This window comes from Pauljensenia sp. 20925_1_27 (assembly GCF_041432835.1).
In the GTDB taxonomy this organism is placed as follows: domain Bacteria; phylum Actinomycetota; class Actinomycetes; order Actinomycetales; family Actinomycetaceae; genus Pauljensenia.
In genome coordinates, this window is sequence record NZ_JAPWAH010000001.1 from 173,147 (window position 1) to 193,311 (window position 20,165).

Below are 20,165 nucleotides of genomic sequence, written 5' to 3' on the forward strand. Positions count from 1 at the left end.
ACCGCTCAGTGCAGGCTCACGGCGTGAATGAGCATCGACACGAGGGCGGCCAGAATCCACGAGGACACCGAACCAATGAGAAACTCCTCAGCCTTCTCCCCTGTCGAATCCTGCGAGATCTCAGGGAAACGAATCACACCCTTGGCCGCGACAACCGCCGCAATCGCTACCTCTGCGCCAGCCCCAGCCAAGACGATGATCAGCAGACGCTCAAGCGGGCCGATCCAGCGGCCACCACGCAGTGCCGTCACTTCGCCCTCATCCTCTGTGCGACCGGCGACGATGGGCAACGCACCCGAGATCAGGGGAGGCTCGACGGCGTCCGATTCCTCGCGCGCTCCCTCATCATCCTCCGGCGCCGACGCGGGCATCGCCGGCAGGACGGGCGCATTAATCCACCCGGGAACCGGATCGGACCCACGCCCACGCGCGCACTGCAAAATGGCGGTGATGAGGTGATTGACCGGACCCGTCACGAGGAAGAGCACCGCGATGATCAGGTCGATCGGACGTCCGGAGCGCAGCGAGAGCATCGGAAACTCGGTCGGTTCCGCACTCAGGAGCGCGACGAAACCGACGGAGGCCAACGCCCAGCGGGCGATCACACCCCGCGCGGAGGGGTCAACAAGGTCCCACGCGAACCATATGATCGCGAGCGTCGCGCCGAGCGCATTTGCTAGCGCGCTGACGCCGAGGATGAACCACGCGTAGCAGATCACAGCGAGGAGCAGCGTCAGAAAGAGCGACAGGCGCCGCGACCAACGTCGAGGGTCTGACGTGAGGAGGACGGTCAGCTCCGAGGCAGCGATGCCCAGGAGAAGGACTTCATGCACGTGCGGCCTCCGCAATGATGAGTGACGACTGGATCAACCCCACCCCCGTGCCCCGGGCGAAGTCAGAAATGGCCTGCTGCGAGAGCTTCTCAGCCCGAGCGATCTCCACCTGGGTCTTGCCGAGAAGCAGCGCAGCGGTGATGCGGCGATGACGCGCGGAGAGCTTGAGGATCGCATGGTCACGCAGGCTCAGCAGCGCATTGATGCAGGTCTGGCAATGGCTCGGGAAGGACGACTCGACAGAGGCATGCGCCATGAACCAGGTGCGGATGAACGGATTCGAGGAATCTTGCACGTCATGCGCACGGTTGATCGCAGCGCGGGCCGCCCACCAAGCTGAGCCATCCTGAAGCTGCGCCGGCTCCGTACCACGCAACCGCGCCGGAGCCTGACGATGAACACCCGAGGAGAACTCCTCAATTCGTCCCGCACCAATTCCAAAGCGAAGCTGAAGCTGTGAGGGAAGCAGAAGCTGCGCGCGCAGCGTCAGGAGAAGAGCATCCTCCAGCGTGTACGCCGCAGCCTGGAATTCGTCACCGACCGTCGGGTAAGGTGCCTGCAGTAGCGCGAGCCCCTCACTCGCATCCCCAAGAGCAGCCTCATAGATTCTCTGAGCCTCTGCACGATTGGTCAGCGTACGAGAGCCCACGATGTCAGCAATGACGGCGTAACGAAGAGTCACAGTACCACACTTTTCCTTGTATACGGCTCTTCACAAGCCCCCTCATGGAGGAACCCTGCAAATTACTCAGCTTCACATGACACATCTAGGCAAACATATTTCAACCATGATGTCAACAGTATTGCGACGTAATGCTAGCTTGTCACATCGCACACGCCAACCAGGTGTCAAACAGCAGATAACCATTTCCACAGATTGACTTGTATCATGCGATGTACAAGTTCCATCGTGGATCACGGGGTTGCGCAATAATGTTTACCACCAGACGCATATTCCGCCACACAGGCAGTAAATGACCGTCAATAGCCCATAATTTCGCGGGTCACGTAATCCGCGAGGAGACGGCCGCGCAGCGTGAGGACAACGCGCCCGGAGAGAGCGCAAGCCCCATCGATCAGTCCATCCGCAATGAGTGCAGCGATACGCCCATCGGAGGAGCCACGCGCTCCATCGGGCAGTGACAGACCCGGCAGTCCTTCGATCTCAATGCCTTCGGACGTACGTACGCCCAGCATGACGCGCTCCAGCTCGCGTGCATCTGCGTCAAGAACCTCACCTGCGTAAGCGGGAGACTGTCCAGCATTCAGACGCCCCGCGTAGGCTCCCGGGTTCTTCACGTTCCACCAGCGCGTGCGCCCCATATGGGAGTGTGCCCCCGGCCCGAAGCCCCACCAATCCCAGTCCCGCCAGTAGGCCAGGTTATGGGCGGAGGCATGCTCATAGAAAGTCGATGGCCGTCCCGAGGCACGATCGGTCTCGGTGACGCGCGCGAAGTTCGAAATCTCGTACCATGCGTACCCAGCCCCGCCGAGCAGATCATCGGCGAGCTCGTACTTGGCAGCCTCGTCGTCAGGATCCGGGGTTGGTAGCTCGCCCCTGGCCACCTGCGCCCCCATCTTGGTCCCCTCCTCGACAACAAGCGCGTAGGCGCTGATGTGGTCGGTCTCGTACGACAGGGCAGCACGCAGGGATGCTTCCCAGTCCGCCAGGCTCTCCCCGGGTGTTCCGTAGATAAGATCCACCGAGGTCGACAGGCCAGCCTCCTTCGCCAACTCAACGACGAGGGGCACACGCTCGGGAGTATGCGTGCGATCCAGGGTCGCAAGAATCTCGGGCACCGCAGACTGCATACCGAACGACACCCGCGTAAACCCAGCGTCAGCCAGTTGCGCGAGTCCATCACGCGTCACCGTATCGGGGTTGGCTTCGAGGGTCACCTCCGCGCCCGGCGCAATACCGATGCGATCACGTAGGCCCGTCAGGATCTCAGTCAACTCGGCAACATCCAACATCGTCGGAGTACCGCCACCGAAAAACACCGTCCGCGCCTGGCGCGTGGGGAGCCCAGCCTCGGACATGACCCGAGACGCCAGAGCAGCCTCGGCGAGAACGGAGGGCGCATAATCCCCCACCTGCGCGCCCGGACCGAAACCGACCGTGTACGTGTTGAAATCGCAGTATCCGCAGCGCACGCGACAGAAAGGGACGTGAACGTACAGGGAGAGGGGACGACCGCGATCCGCCTCGACGAGGCCGGGGTCAAGCGATCCGTCGGCCGACCAGCGCTCACCCTCGGGCTGGGCGGGGCTCACCGACGCACTCCACGTCTCACGGCGTCAGCCACGCGGACGACGAATGCCGACGATGTCATGGGCGTGGCGGCCCGCATCGATGCCTCGGGTCTCAAAGTGCGTGACGACGCGCCCTGAGAAGCGCGGGGCGAATCCCCCACGCTCAGGCTGCGGATCCTGCGGGTCCGGACGTTCCCCGGCGTACGGGTTGTCAAACAGCTCGCAGGCTTCGACCACATCGCGCATCTGCCAGGCGTAGTCATCCCAGTCGGTGGCCAGGCGCCACGCTCCGCGATCGCGCAACAGGCGCGCCACCTCGAGGGCAAACGAATCGGAGACGAGGCGACGCTTACGATGCCGGGCCTTGCGCCACGGATCGGGGAAGAACGTCCAGACCTCGTCCAGGCACGCGTCCCCCAGCATGATGGGAAGCGCCTGGGCTGCGTCGGCCTCGATCACGCGGATGTTGTCCACCCCTGCGTCGACCGCCTTGGAGACGAGCTTCGCGATACCCGGAACCCACACCTCAAGGGCCAGGAAGTCGCGCTCAGGATGGGCGGCCGCAGCCGCGACGATCTGTTCGCCCGTGCCCGAGCCGATTTCGAGCGTCACGGGAGCGCGGCGTCCGAACAGCTCAGCCAGATCGAGCGTGAAATCCTGCGCGACCGTCGTGTAGCCAACGCCGCGACGCGGCTCAACCACATAGAGGTGCGCGTGCGCCTCCCATGTGCGCGCAAGGTTCGCGGGTAGTTCGCGCGTGCGCCGCGTGAAAGACTTCGTACGGCTCATGAAGACCGTGCCCTCGGGAGCCTCACCCGGACGACGACCCCCGGCCTCGTTCATCCGATCCTCGCTCACTTTTTACCCGTCGGAACGTCGGAAGTCAGCGCAGCGATAAAGGCTTCCTGCGGCACGTCAACGCGGCCGATGGACTTCATGCGCTTCTTGCCTTCCTTCTGCTTCTCGAGCAGCTTGCGCTTACGGCTAATGTCACCGCCATAGCACTTGGCGAGCATGTCCTTACGCAGCGCCTTGATCGTCTCGCGGGCGATCACGCGCGCACCCACCGCCGCCTGGACCGGGATCTCGAACTGCTGGCGAGGAATCAGTTCCTTGAGGCGCTTCGTCATGCGTTGACCGTAGTTGTAAGCCGCGTCGCGGTGCACGATCGCACTGAACGCGTCCACGCGATCACCGTTGAGCAGGATGTCAACCTTGACGAGGTCGGCACTCTGCTCGCCGCTCTCCTGGTAATCCAGGGAGGCGTAGCCGCGCGTGCGGGACTTGAGCTGATCGAAAAAGTCGAAGACGATCTCGGCCAGGGGCAGCTGGTAGTGCAGCTCCACGCGGTCCTCGCTCAGGTAGTCCATGCCCCGCATCGAGCCGCGACGCTCCTGACACAGCTCCATGATGGTGCCCGTAAACTCGGTGGGCGTCAGAATCGTCGCGTTGACGACAGGCTCGCGCACCTCAGAGATCTTGCCTTCGGGGAACTCGCTCGGGTTGTCGACGCGCACCTCGGTGCCGTCCTCAGTAATGACGCGATACACGACGTTTGGGGCCGTCGCGATGAGGTCGAGGTTGAACTCGCGCTCCAGACGCTCACGGATGATCTCGAGATGAAGTAGTCCCAGGAAGCCACAGCGGAAGCCAAACCCGAGGGCCGCCGAGGACTCCGGCTCAAAGGTCAGCGCTGCGTCGTTGAGCTGAAGACGCTCGAGGGCGTCGCGCAGGTCCGGGAAGTCAGAGCCGTCGACCGGGTAGATGCCGGAGAACACCATGGGGTTGGGGTCACGGTAGCCCTCGAGTGCCTCGGTAGCGCCTCGTACCTGGCTCGTCACCGTGTCACCGACACGGGACTGGCGCACGTCCTTCACGCCCGTAATCAGGTAACCCACCTCGCCAGCGCCGATGCCCTCTTCGGGCTTCGGCTCCGGCGAAATCACTCCCAACTCGAGGAGCTCGTGGGTGGCGCCCGTGGACATCATGCGCACGCGCTGGCGGGTGGAGAGCACGCCGTCGACGACACGCACGTAGGTGACGACGCCGCGGTACGTGTCGTACACGGAATCGAAAATCATCGCGCGCGTGGGTGCCTCGGGGTCGCCCTCGGGGGCGGGGACAGCCTCGACGATGCGGTCGAGCAGCTCCTCGACACCCTCACCGGTCTTGCCGGAGACCTTGAGAACTTCGTCCTCGTCACAGCCGATCAGCTGGGCAACCTCATGGGCGTACTTCTCGGGCTGAGCACCCGGCAGGTCGATCTTGTTGAGGACCGGGATGATCGCGAGGTCATTCTCGAGGGCCAGGTACAGGTTCGCGAGTGTCTGCGCCTCGATGCCCTGCGCGGCATCGATGAGGAGGACCGCACCCTCACATGCCGCGAGAGAACGAGAAACCTCGTACGTGAAGTCCACGTGCCCAGGCGTATCGATCATGTTGAGCGCGTAGGGGGTTCCCTCGTACGCCCACGGCATGCGTACGGCCTGGCTCTTGATCGTAATGCCACGCTCGCGCTCGATGTCCATGCGATCGAGGTACTGGTCGCGCATCTCGCGGGCCTCGACGACACCGGTCAGCTGGAGCATGCGGTCCGCGAGCGTCGACTTCCCATGATCGATATGGGCGATGATGCAGAAGTTACGGATCTGCCCCTGCGGGGTGTGGGCCGGGCGAATCTGCGCCTGCTGCGCGGGCGTGGGGATGGGCACGTGAACCTCCGTGAAGTCGTTAACCTCCTTATCGTCCCATTGTCGCAGGCGTTTGTGCCAGTTCAGGCGCGGGAAGTCGCGCACAGTGGCCACGGCTCACAGCCCTGACGCGCCTCCCATTTCCCCCTGAGCAACGATGGAAATCGCCTCGGTGAAGTCGCAGTCTTCCCAGTCATCGGGATGATCATCGCGAAGTTTGCGCGCGATGGCCTCGGCACGTTGGTCGTCACCGCGCATCGTGGCCAAGGTGAGCAAAATGGTGCGGATACGCGCCGTAAGCGGATCCCGATCCCCCAGGTATCGGCGGCAGTCTTCTGCCAGAACCGTCCACAGATCCTCGCCGGCATCCCGATCGCCTCCCATCCAGGTATTGCGAGCGATCTCGTTGCGCAGGCGCAACACCCGCCAGTCACCGCGTTCAACGACCGTCAGCAGCGCGTCCATGTTGTGCTCGTAGAGCGCGATCGCCTCGTCGTAGTGTCGATCGGCTGAAAGAACCTCAGCGAGGTTGTCGCGTACCGTCAGCAGCGTCATGTCGGCCTCGTCGCGAGTTTCTTCCATGTCCGCGAGGAGCTCACGGTAGACGCGGGCCGCCCTGTTCCACTTCCCCGTGTTCTTCCACGGCATCGCCGAATTATTGCGAATCGCGAACGCAATCTGAGGGTCGAGGCCTCGGCAGGCCTTTACATCAGCGACGAGCGCCCCGAAGCGGCGGGCCGCCATATCGTTGAACCCCAGAACCGACAGCCAGTAGGCTTCCGAGTTCCTCAGCATGAGGACAAGGGGATGGTCACGCTCCAAAGCCCTCGCTCCGAGCCGCGCGGCATCACCCGCCACGCGTCGGCACCGGTCGTAGGATCCCCGCGCGCTATGCCAGTCGACACAGAGTTTGGCCGCTTCGAGACGCAGCTCGATCGCAACCTCCTCGTCCTGGTACACCCCCGTCGCACATTCAAGGGCTCGCTCCAACGCGCCGCCAGCGGCGCTGCTCAATGCATCAGCCAGGCACGCGCGCGCCCGGGCGTCGGGTGAGTCAGGGGTGGAGGAGGCCAGGCCGAAAGCATCGAGGGATACAATCGGACCGTGAATCGTTGCAGTGGACATCGTCGTCACCTTTCATCGTTGAGGGTTCATCTGCGAACACATCCAGAATGAAACAGACAACCGCGCACTGTCACGCAGAGAAACGACCCCTGTGGATAACCTGGCCGCGCGCAGAACCCCTGTGGATAAAATCGGGCGAATCCTCCCCTGCCGTATGCTGGTCCCATGAATTCATTCGTCAGGGGCCTGTTCAACTTCCTCATCAGCGTCATCTCCGGCACCGCCGAGGAATCACAGTCGAACACCACCAAGCCATCGCAGCGTCAGCCGACCAACAAAACGACACCAAAGCCGCGCTCATCGGCGTCGCCCAGCGCACATACCGGCTCCCACCACCGCTACGAGGACCCGGCTACGTCGGGCCGTCCCCAGACGTCCATCCGCGAAGCGAGCATCGCCGACGCGCTCGCCAATGCCTCGTACACACCCATCATGGATGGGGACGCCGACCCCGGTGAAGTCGTGTGGACCTGGGTTCCCTATCAGGAGGACACCTCCGTCGGAAAGGACCGCCCCGCCGTCGTCATCGGCGCGCAGGGCGAGGGCGTATATATCCTGCAGCTGACGAGTAAGGACCACACACGCGATGCCGCCCAGGAGGCGGCCGCCGGACGCTACTGGTTCAACATCGGCTCAGGCGAATGGGATTCAAAGGGCCGCCCCTCCGAGGTCCGACTCGACCGCGCTCTGTGGGTGAAGGCCACCGACGTGCGGCGCGAGGGCTCCATCCTGCCCAAGTCGACCTGGCAGCTCATCGTCGACGCACTCGAGGAGCACTACCGCACGCACGGAGAATGACCCCGCGACACGTGACCGACCTTACGACGCCGGACAAGCACCAGGAATATGACGACAAGGCCCTGCCCTGGTATGATCGGTCGTTGGACTCCCGGCCTGGTCGGGCAGGGGGTCTGGTTAGGACCGTTTGCGGGTGTCCCCACGCCTAAGTCCCGGTCTTGACACAGCCCTCACCGACCCTGTCAGACATACATCAAGGAGAAATCCGACTGTGGCAAACATTAAGTCCCAGAAGAAGCGCATCCTCACCAACGAGAAGCGCCGCGTTCGTAACCAGTCCGTGAAGTCCGAGCTGAAGACCCTGGTCCGTCACACGCGCGAGGCCGTTGAGGCCGGCGACAAGGACAAGGCTCTCGCCGCTCTGCGCATCGCTTCGCGCAAGCTGGACGTCGCCGTCTCCAAGGGCGTCATCCACAAGAACCAGGCCGCGAACCGCAAGTCCAAGCTTGCTCGTCGCGTCGCCTCGATCGCTGACTGATCAAACGCACGTTTGACATGAAGCGGGTCGCCCACTGGGCGGCCCGCTTTCGTATACCCACTCCCCCGTGCTTGCCCATGGTCGAGGCATGCCCCGACCCGTTCCACACTCGGGCACGTCACGCGCATAGCTGAGCCCCGACCTCGTTGAAACGAGGCCGGGGCAATACTGCGACCCACCAGCGCTTACTCGAGCTCGAATGCGCCCGTGTACAGCTGGTAGTACACGCCCTTCTGCGCGATCAGGTCGTCGTGGCTGCCGCGCTCGATGATGCGACCGTGGTCGAGGACCATGATCGCGTCCGAGTTACGCACCGTCGACAGGCGGTGGGCGATCACGAAGACCGTGCGCCCCTCCATGAGGTTATCCATGCCCTGCTGCACGTGGGCCTCGGTGCGCGTATCAATCGAGGAGGTTGCCTCGTCCAGGATCATCGCAGGCGGGTCGGCCACGGCGGCACGCGCGATCGACAAGAGCTGGGCCTGGCCCTGCGAGAGGTTCGAGCCGTTGCCCGTCAGCATCGTGTCGTAGCCCTCGGGCAGGCGTCGGATGAAGGAGTCCGCATTGGCCAGCTTCGCGGCGGCAATGCATTCCTCGTCCGTGGCGTCCAGACGGCCGTAGCGGATGTTCTCCATGACCGTGCCCGTGAACAGCTTGACGTCCTGCAGGACGACGCCGAGCGAGCGACGCAGGTCCGGCTTGTGGATCTTGTTGATGTTGATGCCGTCGTAGCGGATCTTGCCGTCGGCGATGTCGTAGAAGCGGTTGATCAGGTTGGTGATCGTCGTCTTTCCAGCACCCGTAGCGCCCACAAAGGCGATCTTCTGGCCGGGCTTGGCCCACAGGGAGATATCGTGCAGGATCTGCTTCTCGCCGTCGTAGGAGAAGTCGACGTCCTCCATGACCAGCTCGCCGCGCAGGCGCGTGTAGGTGACGGAGCCGTCGGCCTTGTGGGGGTGACGCCACGCCCAGATTCCCGTGCGTTCCTCGGTCGGCTCGAGCGAGCCATCGGGCAGCTCGCGCGCACGCACGAGGGTCACGTAGCCCTCATCCTCCTCGGGCTTCTGGTCGATGAGCGCGAACACGCGGCCCGCACCCGCCATGCCCAGGGCAATCATGGGGACCTGCATCGACATCTGGCCGATCGTCTGCGAGAAGTTACGGACCATACCCAGGAAGGAGACAACCACGCCGACCGTGATGACATCGACGCCGACAAGGTGAATGTTCGGCGTCTGTTCCAGGATCATGACGCCGCCGACGATGGCGATGACGACGTACATGATGTTACCGATGTTGCCCAGGGCAGGCATCAGCACGTTGCCGTAGATGTTCGCCTTCTGCGAGGACTCGAAGAGCTTCTGGTTGAACTCCACGAATTCATCCTTGGCATCCTGCTCGTGATTGAAGACCTGGACAACCTTCTGGCCGTCCATCATCTCTTCGATGAAGCCTTCTTCGTCAGCGAGAGCCGCCTGCTGCGCCTTCATGAAGCGGCCCGACAGGCCTCCAAGCTTGCCGGTCAGGAAGGCCATGAGCGCACCCACGAGGAGCACAACGAGGAACAGCCACACGGAGTAGTAGAGCATCGTGCCAACCAGCACGATGATGGTCAGGCCCGACTGGATGAGCGTCGGGATCGACTGGCCGATCAGCTGGCGGATCGCGTCCGTATCGTTCGTGTAGGTCGACATGATCGCGCCGTGCGGGTGCGTGTCGAAGAATCGCAGGGGCAGGCGCTCCATCGAGTCGAACATGTCGTCACGCATATGCTTGAGTGTCCCCTGCGTCACGATCGCCATGGCACGCGTGTAGATGAAGCTGCCAATAACGCCGGCACCGAAGATGACAGCCATCGTGACGACGAGGCGTACCAGGGTTCCTCGCACCGCATCGAAGCCGCTCTCCAGGCCCGGGGTCACGACGTTGTCGACGATCTGCTGCATGAAGATTGAGCCGACGGCCGAGGCCACGGATGCGAGGATGATGCACACAATCGTCAGGCAGATGCGCACCGGATAGTGCCGGAAGACGTAGGCCATCAAGCGGCCGAAGGGACGCTCAATACCCTCGAGCTTGTCAGCGTCGTCGATTCGGGAGTTGCGCGTGCGTGCCATGTCAGGCCACCTCGCTTTCGCTCGCGGCGTTCTGGGAATCGTAGATCTCTCGGTACTCGCCGCCCGCTGCCATCAGCTCCTCGTGAGTCCCACGTTCCGTGATACGACCGTCGTCCAGGACGATGATCTGATCGGCATGGCTCACCGACGAGAGGCGCTGGGCGATGATGATCGTCGTCGTGCCCGGGATCTCGGTCTCAAAAGCATTGCGAATCAGCGAGTCGGTCTTCGTATCCACCGCGGAGGTCGAGTCGTCCAGGATGAGGATCTTGGGGTTCTTCAGCAGTGCACGGGCAATGCATAGGCGCTGCTTCTGGCCACCCGACACGTTGCTGCCGCCTCGGGAGATCACGTAGTCGTAGCCCCCGGGCAGCTGCTGGATGAACTCGTCGGCCTGCGCGAGCTTGCACGCATGCTCGATCTGTTCGTCGGTGGCCTCGGGGTTACCCCAGCGCATGTTGTCTTTAATCGTGCCGGAGAACAGAACGTTCTTCTGCAGGACGACGGCGACCGCGTCACGCAGGGCGCTCAGATCGTAGTCGCGCACGTCGCGACCGCCAACCTTCACGGATCCCTCGGAGACCTCGTAAAGGCGACAGATCAGCTGGATCAGCGAGGTCTTGGAGGAGCCCGTGCCGCCCACGACGCCGAGCGTCGATCCGGATTCGATGCGCAGATTGATGTCAGACAGGGCGTTCTCTTCGGCGCTCGCCGAATACTTGAAGAACACGTCCTCGAAGACGACGGAACCATCCGCAACGTCGGTCGCGCCGTTCTCGGGTGACGTGAGCGACGGCTCGTGGTTGAGAACCTCGGCGATACGGTGCGCGGACTCTGCGGCCATCGTCGTCATGACGAAGATGAAGGCGAGCATCAGCATATGTGTCAGGATCTGGATGCCGTAGGTGATGAGGGCGGTAAGCCCGCCCTTCGTCAGCTCGGTCGCACCCGAGTTGATGATGATCGAAGCGCCAACGTAGTCGACGGCCACGATCGCTGCGAAGACAAAGAACATCATGACGGGACTGTTGAGCGCGATGAGCTTTTCAGCGTTCGTGAAGTCCTTGCGTACGTCCTGCGATGCCGCGCGGAACTTCGTGGTCTCGTAGTCCTCGGTCACGAAGGACTTCACCACGCGGATCGCCGCGACGTTCTCCTGCACGGAGTTGTTCAGGGCATCGTACTTCTTGAAAATACGACGGAAGATCGGGAAGGCGATGAGCACGATGGCTGCCAGGATGATGGCGAGCACCGGCACCATGCCGAGGAAGATGAGGGCCATCTGGACGTTGATACGCCACGCCATGACGATGGAGAAGACGATCATGAGGGGCACGCGCACAGCGATGCGGATGAGCATGCCGAAGGCGTTTTGCACGTTGGTGACGTCCGTGGTCATGCGAGTGACCAGAGAGGACGTCGAGAAGCGGTCGATGTCCGCAAACGAGAAGTCCTGCACCTTAAAGAAGAGGTCCTGGCGCAGGTTCTTTGCCAGGCCCACCGAGGCGGTCGCGGCGAAGCGCGCAGAGAGGATACCGCAGGCCAGCGAGGCGAAGGCCAGCCCGGTCAGGATCAGGCCCAGGCGCATGACGGGGCTCAGGGACACGCCGTCGAGCGCATCCACGAGCGAGACCATGGTCAGCGGGATCAAGCACTCGAGGATCACTTCACCGATGATGAACAGCGGGGTCAGGATCGAGGCGGTCTTAAACTCGCGTAGCCTCCCCACCAGCGTGCGGATGGTTTTCATATATCTCTTCTTCACTCCCTACGGGCGTCCGATAGACGAGGCCGGGGCGCGCATTCAGCGCCCGTGCAGCCTGCAGATGGTAATAATTGCTCTTTCGATGGCGCGCTCGGGGTCCCGCGACGCGCCCTTTGTTTCGGCGTCTGCCGTGGCGATGGCACCGAAGGCTCCCGCCAGCGACGCATCGGACCAGCCACGCAGCTCGCGCCTCGCACGGTCCACCTGCCAGGGCGCCATCTTCAGGGTGGACGCCGAGCCACCAATCGATACTTTCGCCATGGCGCGGAACTTCATGGCCAGAGCGCTGACGAGCAACTGCGGGGCAATGCCGGTCGCGAACGCGTGCCGGGCGAGCGTGAGCGCCTTCGCCGAGTTCCCCGCGACGGCCGCGTCGGCGACGTCGTATCCCGTGGCCTCAACGCGTCCCGCCTGGTAACGCCGCACGTCCTCCAGGGTGATGCGTCCGCTCACGTCGGAGAGAAGCTGCGCCAGTGCGCCCGCCATCGCGCGAGGGTCGTTACCTAGCGCGTCCACGAGGGCTTGCTGGGCCTCGGTGTCCATCTGCCGACGCGCGGCCCGCACATCGGAGGCAATGAGGGCCAGCTTGTCACGGTCATTTTTCAGCGGATCGGCGGGGATCACGGGCCATTTGGCCTTGGTGATCGTGTCGATGACTTTCTTGCCCCGAGCGTTTCCACCGGGATGGGCTAGGAACATCCACACGTCGGGGGCGGGTGCCGCGCAGTAGGCGATGAGGTCGCTGGCGAGTGCGTCGCTCATGGTCTCGAGGTCTCGGATGATGACCATGCGAGATTCGCCAAAGAGCGAGGGCGAGGCGATCACGTCGAGCTGTCCGGCCTGGTAGGTGGCCGCGTTGATGTCGGTGCGTTCGAGGTTGGGGTCGGCCTCGTGGGCGAGGGCGCGTAGCCGGTCGAGGGCACGGTCGACGAGGAGGCCTTCGGGGCCTTTGATCAACACGATGGGTGCCAGCGTTATCTCGGCTGGGGCCGCCGGGCGCGAACCGCGTGCTGCCACGTCTTCCTGCCTTTCCGCTGTGATAGTAACTCCCTAAGTCTGCCACTCGGAGGGCCCATCTGCGTCCCTCTTTGCCCACGGCGGACAATAGTCGTGGCAGGTGTCACGACGGTTTGACGGCACCCCCATAGTGGCGTCTTACTCCTGCCCTGACGTTTCACTCTCGTCAATGAGCTCGCTCTCGTCGATGAGCGGAGTTCCCCACCGCACCCACGCCCGCCAGGCAAGCCATCCGGCGCAGCCGCACGCATATATGCTCACAACGGTCGCTGCCCCGCCGGGCACGGCCACCCCATTTCCCGGTAGATCCGAGCACAACCGAGCAACACCCGCGATCCACGCCGTCGCCCACGAGGAAACGCGCGCACATGCCGAGGCGACTGGGATGCTCAGCGGGGCGAGGAGAGCGCCCGCAATCCCCGCGATCGTCGCGATGGGAACGGCGGGCTCGGCGACGACGTTAGCGATAATTCCCCACACCGGCACGGTTGACGAGAGTGACACGATGAGGGGCGCGGTCGCGAGTTCCGCGAGGGCGGGCACGCAGACCATCTCCACGAGACGACGCAGCGTCCGCCCCGCGCGCGTGTCTGCGCGAATGCGTCGGCGCGAGCGACGGATGAGCGCAGACGACGGGCCGACGACCGCGAGCGCGGCGAGCGCGGAAAGTGCGAAGCCGTAGGAGCATGATGCCCAGGGGTCGATGAGGAGCGTGGCGATGACGACGGCGCTCAGGGCGGCGATTGATTGGCCGTCGCGTCCGAGGATGAGTCCGAGTGCGGCGACAGCTGCGACGCAGACGGAGCGCACCACTGAGGCTTCGGGGCCGACGAGGATGAGGATTGTGCCCAGGACGAGGATGGTTGCCCCTAGGCGCAGGGGTTTTCGTGCGGGGACCACGAGGGTGACGGTGGCGAGGATGATGACGATGTGGGATCCGGAGACGGCGGTGAGGTGGGTGAGGGAGGTCGTTCTCATGGCTTGGGCGAGGTCTGCGGGCATGCCTCGGTCGTCCCCGATCGCCATCCCGGGCACGAGGGCGCGCGCGTCCCTGGGCAGGGAGGAGCATGCGCGCGCGAAGGTTTCGTGGGTGGTGCGCCTCCAGCCCGCTAGACCGTCGGGCCGCTCGATCAGGCGGGATCGTCTGACGCGGATCGCACCCACCGACGGCGCGTCTGACGCGAAGGTGGCGTCCAGGCTCCCCCAGACCTCGTAGATGTCACCGCGCGCGCCGCTGCCCCACCCGGAAGCGTTCACGAGCGCGGTCGCATGTGAGGGTATCCATTCCTTCCCCGCTGCGACGGCCTCGATGCGGGCGTGGGCGCGGCGTGTGGTGGAGAAGCCTGACGAGGCCGGGGCTGGGTCGGTCTGCAGGCGTACGCGCGCGTGGATGGGTCCGGAGTCGCGGCGGGCGGGGTCCCAGTCGTATTGCTTGCGCGCGACGGACCCAACCGCGAGCGCGCAGGACATGCACGCGAGGAGCAGTGCGAGGCCGAGCCGGAGTGATCCGGGTGGGGTGAGGGCATGCCGGGGGGCGCGTCGGCCTCGTCGCGAGCACGCGTAGGAGGCCGCGCAGGCGAGGGCGAGGATGGCGCACGCACTCATGGCCTCCCAGTGCACGCGATGACCTGTCGCCCACCACGTGGCAGCCCAGGTGGCGGCGGCTGCAGGCGCGAGGCGCAGGTCGATCATGCGGGGAGCGCATTGTGTGTCGTTCATCCGCATACCCCGGGTCGTATCTTCTCGATGAGTGAGGGGCCGATGCCGGGGACGTCGTCGAGTTCGTCGACGGATGTCAGGCGCGGGTGCGTGGATCTGTAGGTGACGATGCGCTTGGCGAGGGCGGGGCCGATGCCGGGTAGCGTCTGGAGTTCTGTCTCGGTGGCGGTGTTCAGGCGGACGCAGGCTCCGGCGGACGTGTTTCCTTCGGGTGATGAGGGCGGGGGTGACTCCCCTGCGACGCCGACCCGTATCTGTTCCCCATCAACGAGGATGCGTGCGAGGTTGATCGACTCCAGATCGGCCTCGGGCAGAGCTCCTCCCGCTGCGGTGATGGCGTCGATGACTCGGGAGGAGGCGGGAAGGGTGAGTACTCCGGGAGAGGCAACCGCTCCGGAGACGTAGACAACGACATCTGTGGCTTGGTCCCCCACCGACACGGACGGAGGTGCGGACGCGGCTGGGGGCGCAGTAGCTGCCGTGGCGCCGCTCTCCTGTCGCTCTGGGGAGGATTGCGCGAGGCTGTCGGCGCGTTCCTGCGTGGCGGCGTGTCTCCATACGCCCACGGCTGCGATGAGCACGACCACGACGATGAGGGCGGCGACGCTCGCTCCTCCGGGGAGGAAGCGGGCGACGCTCGGTTCGGCGGGTTCGTCATCCTCGCTCAGGGCACTGTCGTATACGGCTTTCGTCAGCGCCGCCATGCGCCGACGCGCCAACCATCGTGACACGTTCATGCATGCACGCTAACCCCGACGCATGGGCTCAGAACACGCGAAATGACACCCCTGTGGATAACTGCAGTGGGCACACGGGGGCTGTGGACAAATCACACACCCACTCCACTCACGAATAACTCGCAGGGGACCGCAGTCCCAAGGGATACTGTTCCGGTAACGTCGAAGTACAGTGGCGCACCGCGCCCAGAGCCGAAAGACCACACCATGAGCGAGAACATCGAGGATCTGAAGGCGCAGCTCGCCGCAGCGGAAGCCGCGGCAAAGGCCGCCGAGGCTGAGGCCGCCCGCGCGAAGGCAGAAGCCCTGCGCCTCCAGCTCGAAGCCGCCGGATCCGCGGCCGCGCAGGAACCCGCCGTGCAGGCCGAGGCTGAGGCCGCTCAGGCCGCAGATGCGCGCGCCACAGCCGACGCGCTGCGCAGCCAGGTGGAGGCCGCGCAGGCCACCCCCGCCACCGACGCTCCCGCCGCCGAAGCACCCGAGGCCGCCCCGGCCTCGTCCCCCGCACCGAGCGGCGAACTGTCGGCCTTCGCCGCCCAGATCCAGGGTGCCTACTCCTGGGACGTCCCCACGGTCACGATCGGCACGCTCATCGATGGTGGTGCGCGCGTTCCCGGCGTGGCCGCCAAGATGCCGCTGCCCATGTTCAACCGCCACCTCCTGGTCGCCGGAGCGACGGGCACCGGCAAGACACGTACTCTCCAGCTCCTGGCCGAGGGCCTGTCCGCGAACGGTTCCTCCGTGCTCCTGTGCGACGTCAAGGGCGACCTGACGGGCCTGGCCGAGGCCGGGGCCAGCTCCGAGAAGCTCCTGAGCCGTACCTCGGCCAACGGTCAGGACTGGGCACCCGCCTCATTCCCGACCGAGCTGCTGAGTCTGGGTGGGGCGGATTCGCAGTTCCCGGGCGTGCCCGTTCGCGCCCAGGTCTCCGACTTCGGCCCGATCCTGCTGGCCCGAGCCCTCTCGCTCAACACGACGCAGGAGCAGGCACTCCAGCTGATTTTCGCGTGGGCGGACGGCCAGGGCCTCGAGCTCGTGGATCTGCCCGACCTGCGCGCCGTTATTTCCTTCTTGACCTCGGACGAGGGCAAGGACGAGCTGGCGACGATCGGCGGCGTCTCCAAGGCCACCGCCGGCGTCATCCTGCGCGCCCTGACCGCGCTCGAGTCCCAGGGCGGCGGCCAGTTCTTCGGAGCCCCCGGCTTCGACACGGCTGACCTCATGCGCATGGATTCGACGGGCCGCGGCATCATCTCACTGCTCGGCGTCGGGGACATTTCCTCGCGCCCGGCCCTGGTCAGCGCGGTCATTATGTTCCTGCTCGCCAACCTCTTCTCCACCCTGCCCGAGGTCGGCGACGTCGAGCGTCCCAAGCTCGTGTTCTTCTTCGACGAGGCACACCTGCTGTTTGCGGACGCCACCAAGGAGTTCGAACGTCAGGTCGTCCAGACCGTGCGCCTCATCCGTTCCAAGGGCGTGGGCGTCGTCTTCGTGACGCAGACCCCCAAGGACGTCCCCTCCGACGTCCTGGCCCAGCTCGGTTCGCGCGTCCAGCACGGCCTGCGCGCCTCCACGCCGGATGACTTCAAGAAGCTCAAGGCCACGGTCCAGACCTTCCCGAAGACGTCCCTGGAGCTCGACGAGGTCCTCACGACCCTGGGTACCGGCGAGGCCGTCGTCACCGTCTTGGATCCGAAGGGTAACCCCACCCCGGTCACGCCCGTCGGCATCTGGGCACCCGCCTCCGTCATGGGCCCCGCATCCGCCGACACGATCGCGCGCATCAACCAGTCCAGCGTCATCATGGGCCGCTACCGCGACGCCGTGAACCCGGACTCGGCCGAGGAGAAACTCGAGCGCCGCGCCGCCGAGGCCCAGGCCGCTCGCGAGGAAGCCATCGCGCAGGAGGAGGCCGCCAAGGAGGCCGAACGCGCGCGGAAGGAAGCTGAGAAGGAAGCCGAGCGCGCCGCCAAGGAGGCCGAGAAGGCCGCGGCCAAGGAAGAGGCTGCACGCGTCAAGGAAATGGAGCGGCTGCGCCGCCAGGTTGAGAAGCAGCAGGAGAAGGAGGAGGCCGCCCGCCAGCGCGCCGCCGAACGCCGCACCCGCCAGGTCGAAAACGTCCTCGGGTCCGTCCTGCGCACCGCCGGCCGCGAGATTACGCGCTCCATCTTCGGCACGCGCAAGCGCTGACACCCACGATGTCGGCACGAGGCCGGGGCGCCGAACTCCTTGCGGGAGACCACGCCCCGGCCTCGTCTCACAGTGCGACCACTACACCAAGAAACGGCAAAGCGGAGTAGACTGCATCGCAATTAACCAATTCCTCGTGGGAGACCCTGATGCGTATCGGATTCATCGGAACGGGAGCCATGGCCCAGGCCATTGCTCGCGGTGCCGTCGCGTCCGGCGTCGATCCCGCGACACTGGTCTTCTCCAACCGCACGGCTGCGAAGGCCTGCGATTTCGCCGACGAACTCGGCGCGACCGCCGCTTCCTCGAATGCGTCCCTGGCCCGCCAGGCCGACATCATTTTCCTGGCCGTCAAGCCCAAGGACCAGCGCGCAGTCGTCAAGGAGATCGCCCCCATTGTGGTCTCCCGACCCGACGCCTGCGTCGTCTCCCTGGCGGCCGGACGCACCCTCGACCAGATCACCACTGACTTCGGCGCGGGCATCCCGCTCGTGCGCGTCATGCCGAACGTCGCGGCCACCGTCGGGCAGTCCATGACCGCCCTGACGGCCACGCGCGCCACAGACGCACAGGTAGCAGCCGTCCGATCCCTCATGGATTCGGTGGGCCGCACCATCCTCATCGACGAGGACTATTTCCCCGTGTTCCAGGCCCTGGCCTCGTGCTCTCCAGCCTGGTATTTCCAGATTGTTGATTCGTTCGCCCGCGCCGGTCTCAAGTACGGACTGTCCAAGGACAGCGCCGTCGAGATTGCCGCGCAGGCGATGGCGGGAGCCGCTGCTCTGCTCCTTGCCGAGCGCGAGGCGGGCACGATCCCCGCGCAACTCATTGATCGGGTGACGAGCCCCGGCGGCACCACAATCGCAGGATTGTTGGCCGCCGAGGAAGGTGGTTTGTCGACCGCACTGGTAGGTGCCGTCGACGCATCCATCCACGCCGATTCCCATCTCGGCTGACTCCACCTGCCGCGTCGCGGCTTACCTCCCCTTTATTTGGCGCACCCGCGCACCCTCAACACAGGAACACACATGTTGCTCTTCAACGCAGTCGTGCTCTCCGTGCTCGTCATGCTGATCCTCAGCATCGCACGCGTGCACGTCGTCATCTCCCTCTTCGTGGCCTCCCTCGTGGGCGGCCTGGTCGCCGGCATGGGCATGTCCGGCACGATGGTCGCCTTCCAGGATGGCCTCGCCGGCGGTGCAAAGATCGCCCTGTCCTACGCCCTGCTTGGCGCGTTCGCGATGTCGGTGGCCCACTCGGGCCTGCCGCGCCTGCTGGCGAACTGGATCATCAAGAAGCTGCGCAACGCCGACGAGTCGAACTCGGCGCGCGTAGCCCGCTCCGCCAAGTGGGGCATCATCGGCGGCGTCCTCGTCATGGGCGTGATGAGCCAGAACCTCATCCCGATTCACATTGCGTTCATTCCGCTGCTGGTGCCCCCGCTCATCGGCGTCATGAACGAACTCAAGATGGACCGCCGCCTGATCGCCTGTGCGATCACCTTCGGTATCGTCACCACCTACATGTTCGTACCGATCGGCTTCGGCCGCATCTTCCTGCACGACATCCTCTACAAGAACATTGAGGACGCTGGCCTGCCGGTTGAAGGCATCGTCAACCCGATGGCCGCCATGGCGATCCCCGCAGCCTCGATGGCCGTGGGCTGTGCAATCGCACTGCTCGTCTCCTACCGCAAGCCGCGCGAATACGAACAGCGCGAGACCTCGTTCAGCTCCAACAGCGACAAGCCCATCGACATGAAGAAGGTCTGGGCCGCGGTCGCTGCCCTCGTCGCCTGCTTCGTCATCCAGGCCGTCATGACCAAGATGGATTCCGAGGCCGACCCGCTGCTCGTGGGTTCCCTGGTGGGCCTGTGCATGATGCTTGCGATGCGCGTCGTGCCCTGGCAGCAGGCGGACGACGTGTTCAGCGGCGGCATGAAGATGATGAGCCTCATCGGCCTCATCATGATCACCGCGCAGGGCTACGCGTCGGTCCTCAAGGCGTCCGGCCAAATCGAGCCCCTCGTCCAGCAGACCTCCGCGATGTTCAACGGCTCGAAGGCGCTGGCCGCCATGATCATGCTCGTGGTCGGCCTGATCATCACAATGGGTATCGGCTCGTCCTTCTCGACGCTGCCGATCATCTCCGCGATCTACGTGCCGCTGTGCGTGGCGCTCGGCTTCTCCCCCATCGCGACCGTGTCGATCATCGGCACGGCGGGCGCGCTGGGCGACGCCGGTTCACCCGCGTCCGACTCGACGCTCGGCCCGACATCTGGTCTGAACGTCGATGGTCAGCACGACCACATGCGGGATACGGTCATCCCCGAGTTCATCCACTACAACATTCCGCTGTTGATCGGTGGGTGGATCGCGGCGATGGTCCTCTGATTCCGTCGTTCACCTTGACGAGGCCGGGACCGGGTTGCACGAATACGTGA

16 protein-coding genes are annotated in these 20,165 nt (G+C 64.8%); 5 read left to right on the plus strand and 11 right to left on the minus strand.

What is annotated here, in order from left to right; all coding sequences use genetic code 11:
* Window positions 1-5 precede the first annotated feature (5 nt).
* The 6 genes from O3684_RS00805 to O3684_RS00830 form a co-directional block, all read right to left on the minus strand.
* Complete coding sequence (locus tag O3684_RS00805) at window positions 6-833, minus strand: hypothetical protein (protein WP_500064374.1); 828 nt, start codon at window positions 831-833, stop codon at window positions 6-8.
* A complete protein-coding gene (locus O3684_RS00810) occupies window positions 826-1,515 on the minus strand; it encodes a SatD family protein (RefSeq protein WP_500064376.1) in 690 nt (229 codons plus the stop codon). Before O3684_RS00810 ends, O3684_RS00805 begins: the two co-directional genes overlap by 8 nt.
* A gap of 299 nt (window positions 1,516-1,814) precedes the next feature.
* Window positions 1,815-3,107: a radical SAM family heme chaperone HemW gene (gene hemW / locus O3684_RS00815; RefSeq protein ID WP_500064378.1), complete on the minus strand. Its 1,293-nt coding sequence runs from the start codon at window positions 3,105-3,107 to the stop codon at window positions 1,815-1,817.
* A 24-nt stretch (window positions 3,108-3,131) separates the two neighbouring features.
* Window positions 3,132-3,929 (minus strand): tRNA (guanosine(46)-N7)-methyltransferase TrmB, encoded by a 798-nt coding sequence (trmB, locus tag O3684_RS00820; RefSeq protein WP_500064566.1) that lies wholly within the window; start codon window positions 3,927-3,929, stop codon window positions 3,132-3,134.
* Between the two features lie 11 nt (window positions 3,930-3,940).
* Window positions 3,941-5,797 carry a translation elongation factor 4 gene (gene lepA, locus O3684_RS00825; protein ID WP_500062218.1) on the minus strand — a complete coding sequence of 619 codons (1,857 nt, stop codon included), beginning with the start codon at window positions 5,795-5,797 and terminating at the stop codon, window positions 3,941-3,943.
* 96 nt (window positions 5,798-5,893) lie between these two features.
* Complete coding sequence (locus tag O3684_RS00830; protein WP_500064379.1) at window positions 5,894-6,910, minus strand: hypothetical protein; 1,017 nt, start codon at window positions 6,908-6,910, stop codon at window positions 5,894-5,896.
* Window positions 6,911-7,066: 156 nt separating this feature from the next.
* Between O3684_RS00830 and O3684_RS00835 the strand changes: the two genes are divergently transcribed.
* Together O3684_RS00835 and rpsT are read left to right on the plus strand one after the other, a co-directional pair.
* Entirely contained in the window at window positions 7,067-7,699 is a 633-nt protein-coding gene (locus O3684_RS00835) for a type II toxin-antitoxin system PemK/MazF family toxin (RefSeq protein ID WP_500064381.1), read from the plus strand.
* A 211-nt stretch (window positions 7,700-7,910) separates the two neighbouring features.
* Window positions 7,911-8,177, plus strand: a complete 267-nt coding sequence (rpsT, locus tag O3684_RS00840; protein WP_016461197.1) for a 30S ribosomal protein S20 — start codon at window positions 7,911-7,913, stop codon at window positions 8,175-8,177.
* 185 nt (window positions 8,178-8,362) lie between these two features.
* On the opposite strand, the gene O3684_RS00845 is transcribed toward rpsT, so the two are convergent.
* From O3684_RS00845 to O3684_RS00865, 5 genes are all read right to left on the minus strand, one after another.
* Window positions 8,363-10,294, minus strand: coding sequence for an ABC transporter ATP-binding protein (locus O3684_RS00845; protein ID WP_500064383.1), 1,932 nt, complete (start codon window positions 10,292-10,294; stop codon window positions 8,363-8,365).
* 1 nt (window position 10,295) lies between these two features.
* Window positions 10,296-12,044, minus strand: coding sequence for an ABC transporter ATP-binding protein (locus O3684_RS00850; protein WP_500064384.1), 1,749 nt, complete (start codon window positions 12,042-12,044; stop codon window positions 10,296-10,298).
* A 54-nt stretch (window positions 12,045-12,098) separates the two neighbouring features.
* Window positions 12,099-13,076 (minus strand): DNA polymerase III subunit delta, encoded by a 978-nt coding sequence (gene holA / locus O3684_RS00855; RefSeq protein WP_500064385.1) that lies wholly within the window; start codon window positions 13,074-13,076, stop codon window positions 12,099-12,101.
* Between the two features lie 138 nt (window positions 13,077-13,214).
* Complete coding sequence (locus O3684_RS00860; protein WP_500064386.1) at window positions 13,215-14,795, minus strand: ComEC/Rec2 family competence protein; 1,581 nt, start codon at window positions 14,793-14,795, stop codon at window positions 13,215-13,217.
* On the minus strand, window positions 14,792-15,532 hold the full coding sequence (locus tag O3684_RS00865) for a helix-hairpin-helix domain-containing protein (protein WP_500064388.1): 741 nt from the start codon (window positions 15,530-15,532) through the stop codon (window positions 14,792-14,794). Before O3684_RS00865 ends, O3684_RS00860 begins: the two co-directional genes overlap by 4 nt.
* A gap of 207 nt (window positions 15,533-15,739) precedes the next feature.
* Between O3684_RS00865 and O3684_RS00870 the strand changes: the two genes are divergently transcribed.
* From O3684_RS00870 to O3684_RS00880, 3 genes are all read left to right on the plus strand, one after another.
* Window positions 15,740-17,722: a helicase HerA-like domain-containing protein gene (locus O3684_RS00870; RefSeq protein ID WP_500064389.1), complete on the plus strand. Its 1,983-nt coding sequence runs from the start codon at window positions 15,740-15,742 to the stop codon at window positions 17,720-17,722.
* 149 nt (window positions 17,723-17,871) lie between these two features.
* Complete coding sequence (proC, locus tag O3684_RS00875; RefSeq protein WP_500062196.1) at window positions 17,872-18,678, plus strand: pyrroline-5-carboxylate reductase; 807 nt, start codon at window positions 17,872-17,874, stop codon at window positions 18,676-18,678.
* A 72-nt stretch (window positions 18,679-18,750) separates the two neighbouring features.
* Window positions 18,751-20,115, plus strand: a complete 1,365-nt coding sequence (locus O3684_RS00880; RefSeq protein WP_500064390.1) for a Na+/H+ antiporter family protein — start codon at window positions 18,751-18,753, stop codon at window positions 20,113-20,115.
* Window positions 20,116-20,165 lie beyond the last annotated feature (50 nt).

Coding starts and splice junctions, on each gene's coding strand:
- O3684_RS00835 (WP_500064381.1), top strand. CDS start 7,067: ATGAATTCATTCGTCAGGGGCCTGTTCAACTTCCTCATCAGCGTCATC.
- O3684_RS00850 (WP_500064384.1), bottom strand. CDS start 12,044: ATGAAAACCATCCGCACGCTGGTGGGGAGGCTACGCGAGTTTAAGACC.
- O3684_RS00845 (WP_500064383.1), bottom strand. CDS start 10,294: ATGGCACGCACGCGCAACTCCCGAATCGACGACGCTGACAAGCTCGAG.
- O3684_RS00860 (WP_500064386.1), bottom strand. CDS start 14,795: ATGAACGACACACAATGCGCTCCCCGCATGATCGACCTGCGCCTCGCG.
- O3684_RS00865 (WP_500064388.1), bottom strand. CDS start 15,532: ATGAACGTGTCACGATGGTTGGCGCGTCGGCGCATGGCGGCGCTGACG.
- O3684_RS00870 (WP_500064389.1), top strand. CDS start 15,740: ATGAGCGAGAACATCGAGGATCTGAAGGCGCAGCTCGCCGCAGCGGAA.
- trmB (WP_500064566.1), bottom strand. CDS start 3,929: ATGAACGAGGCCGGGGGTCGTCGTCCGGGTGAGGCTCCCGAGGGCACG.
- O3684_RS00880 (WP_500064390.1), top strand. CDS start 18,751: ATGTTGCTCTTCAACGCAGTCGTGCTCTCCGTGCTCGTCATGCTGATC.
- proC (WP_500062196.1), top strand. CDS start 17,872: ATGCGTATCGGATTCATCGGAACGGGAGCCATGGCCCAGGCCATTGCT.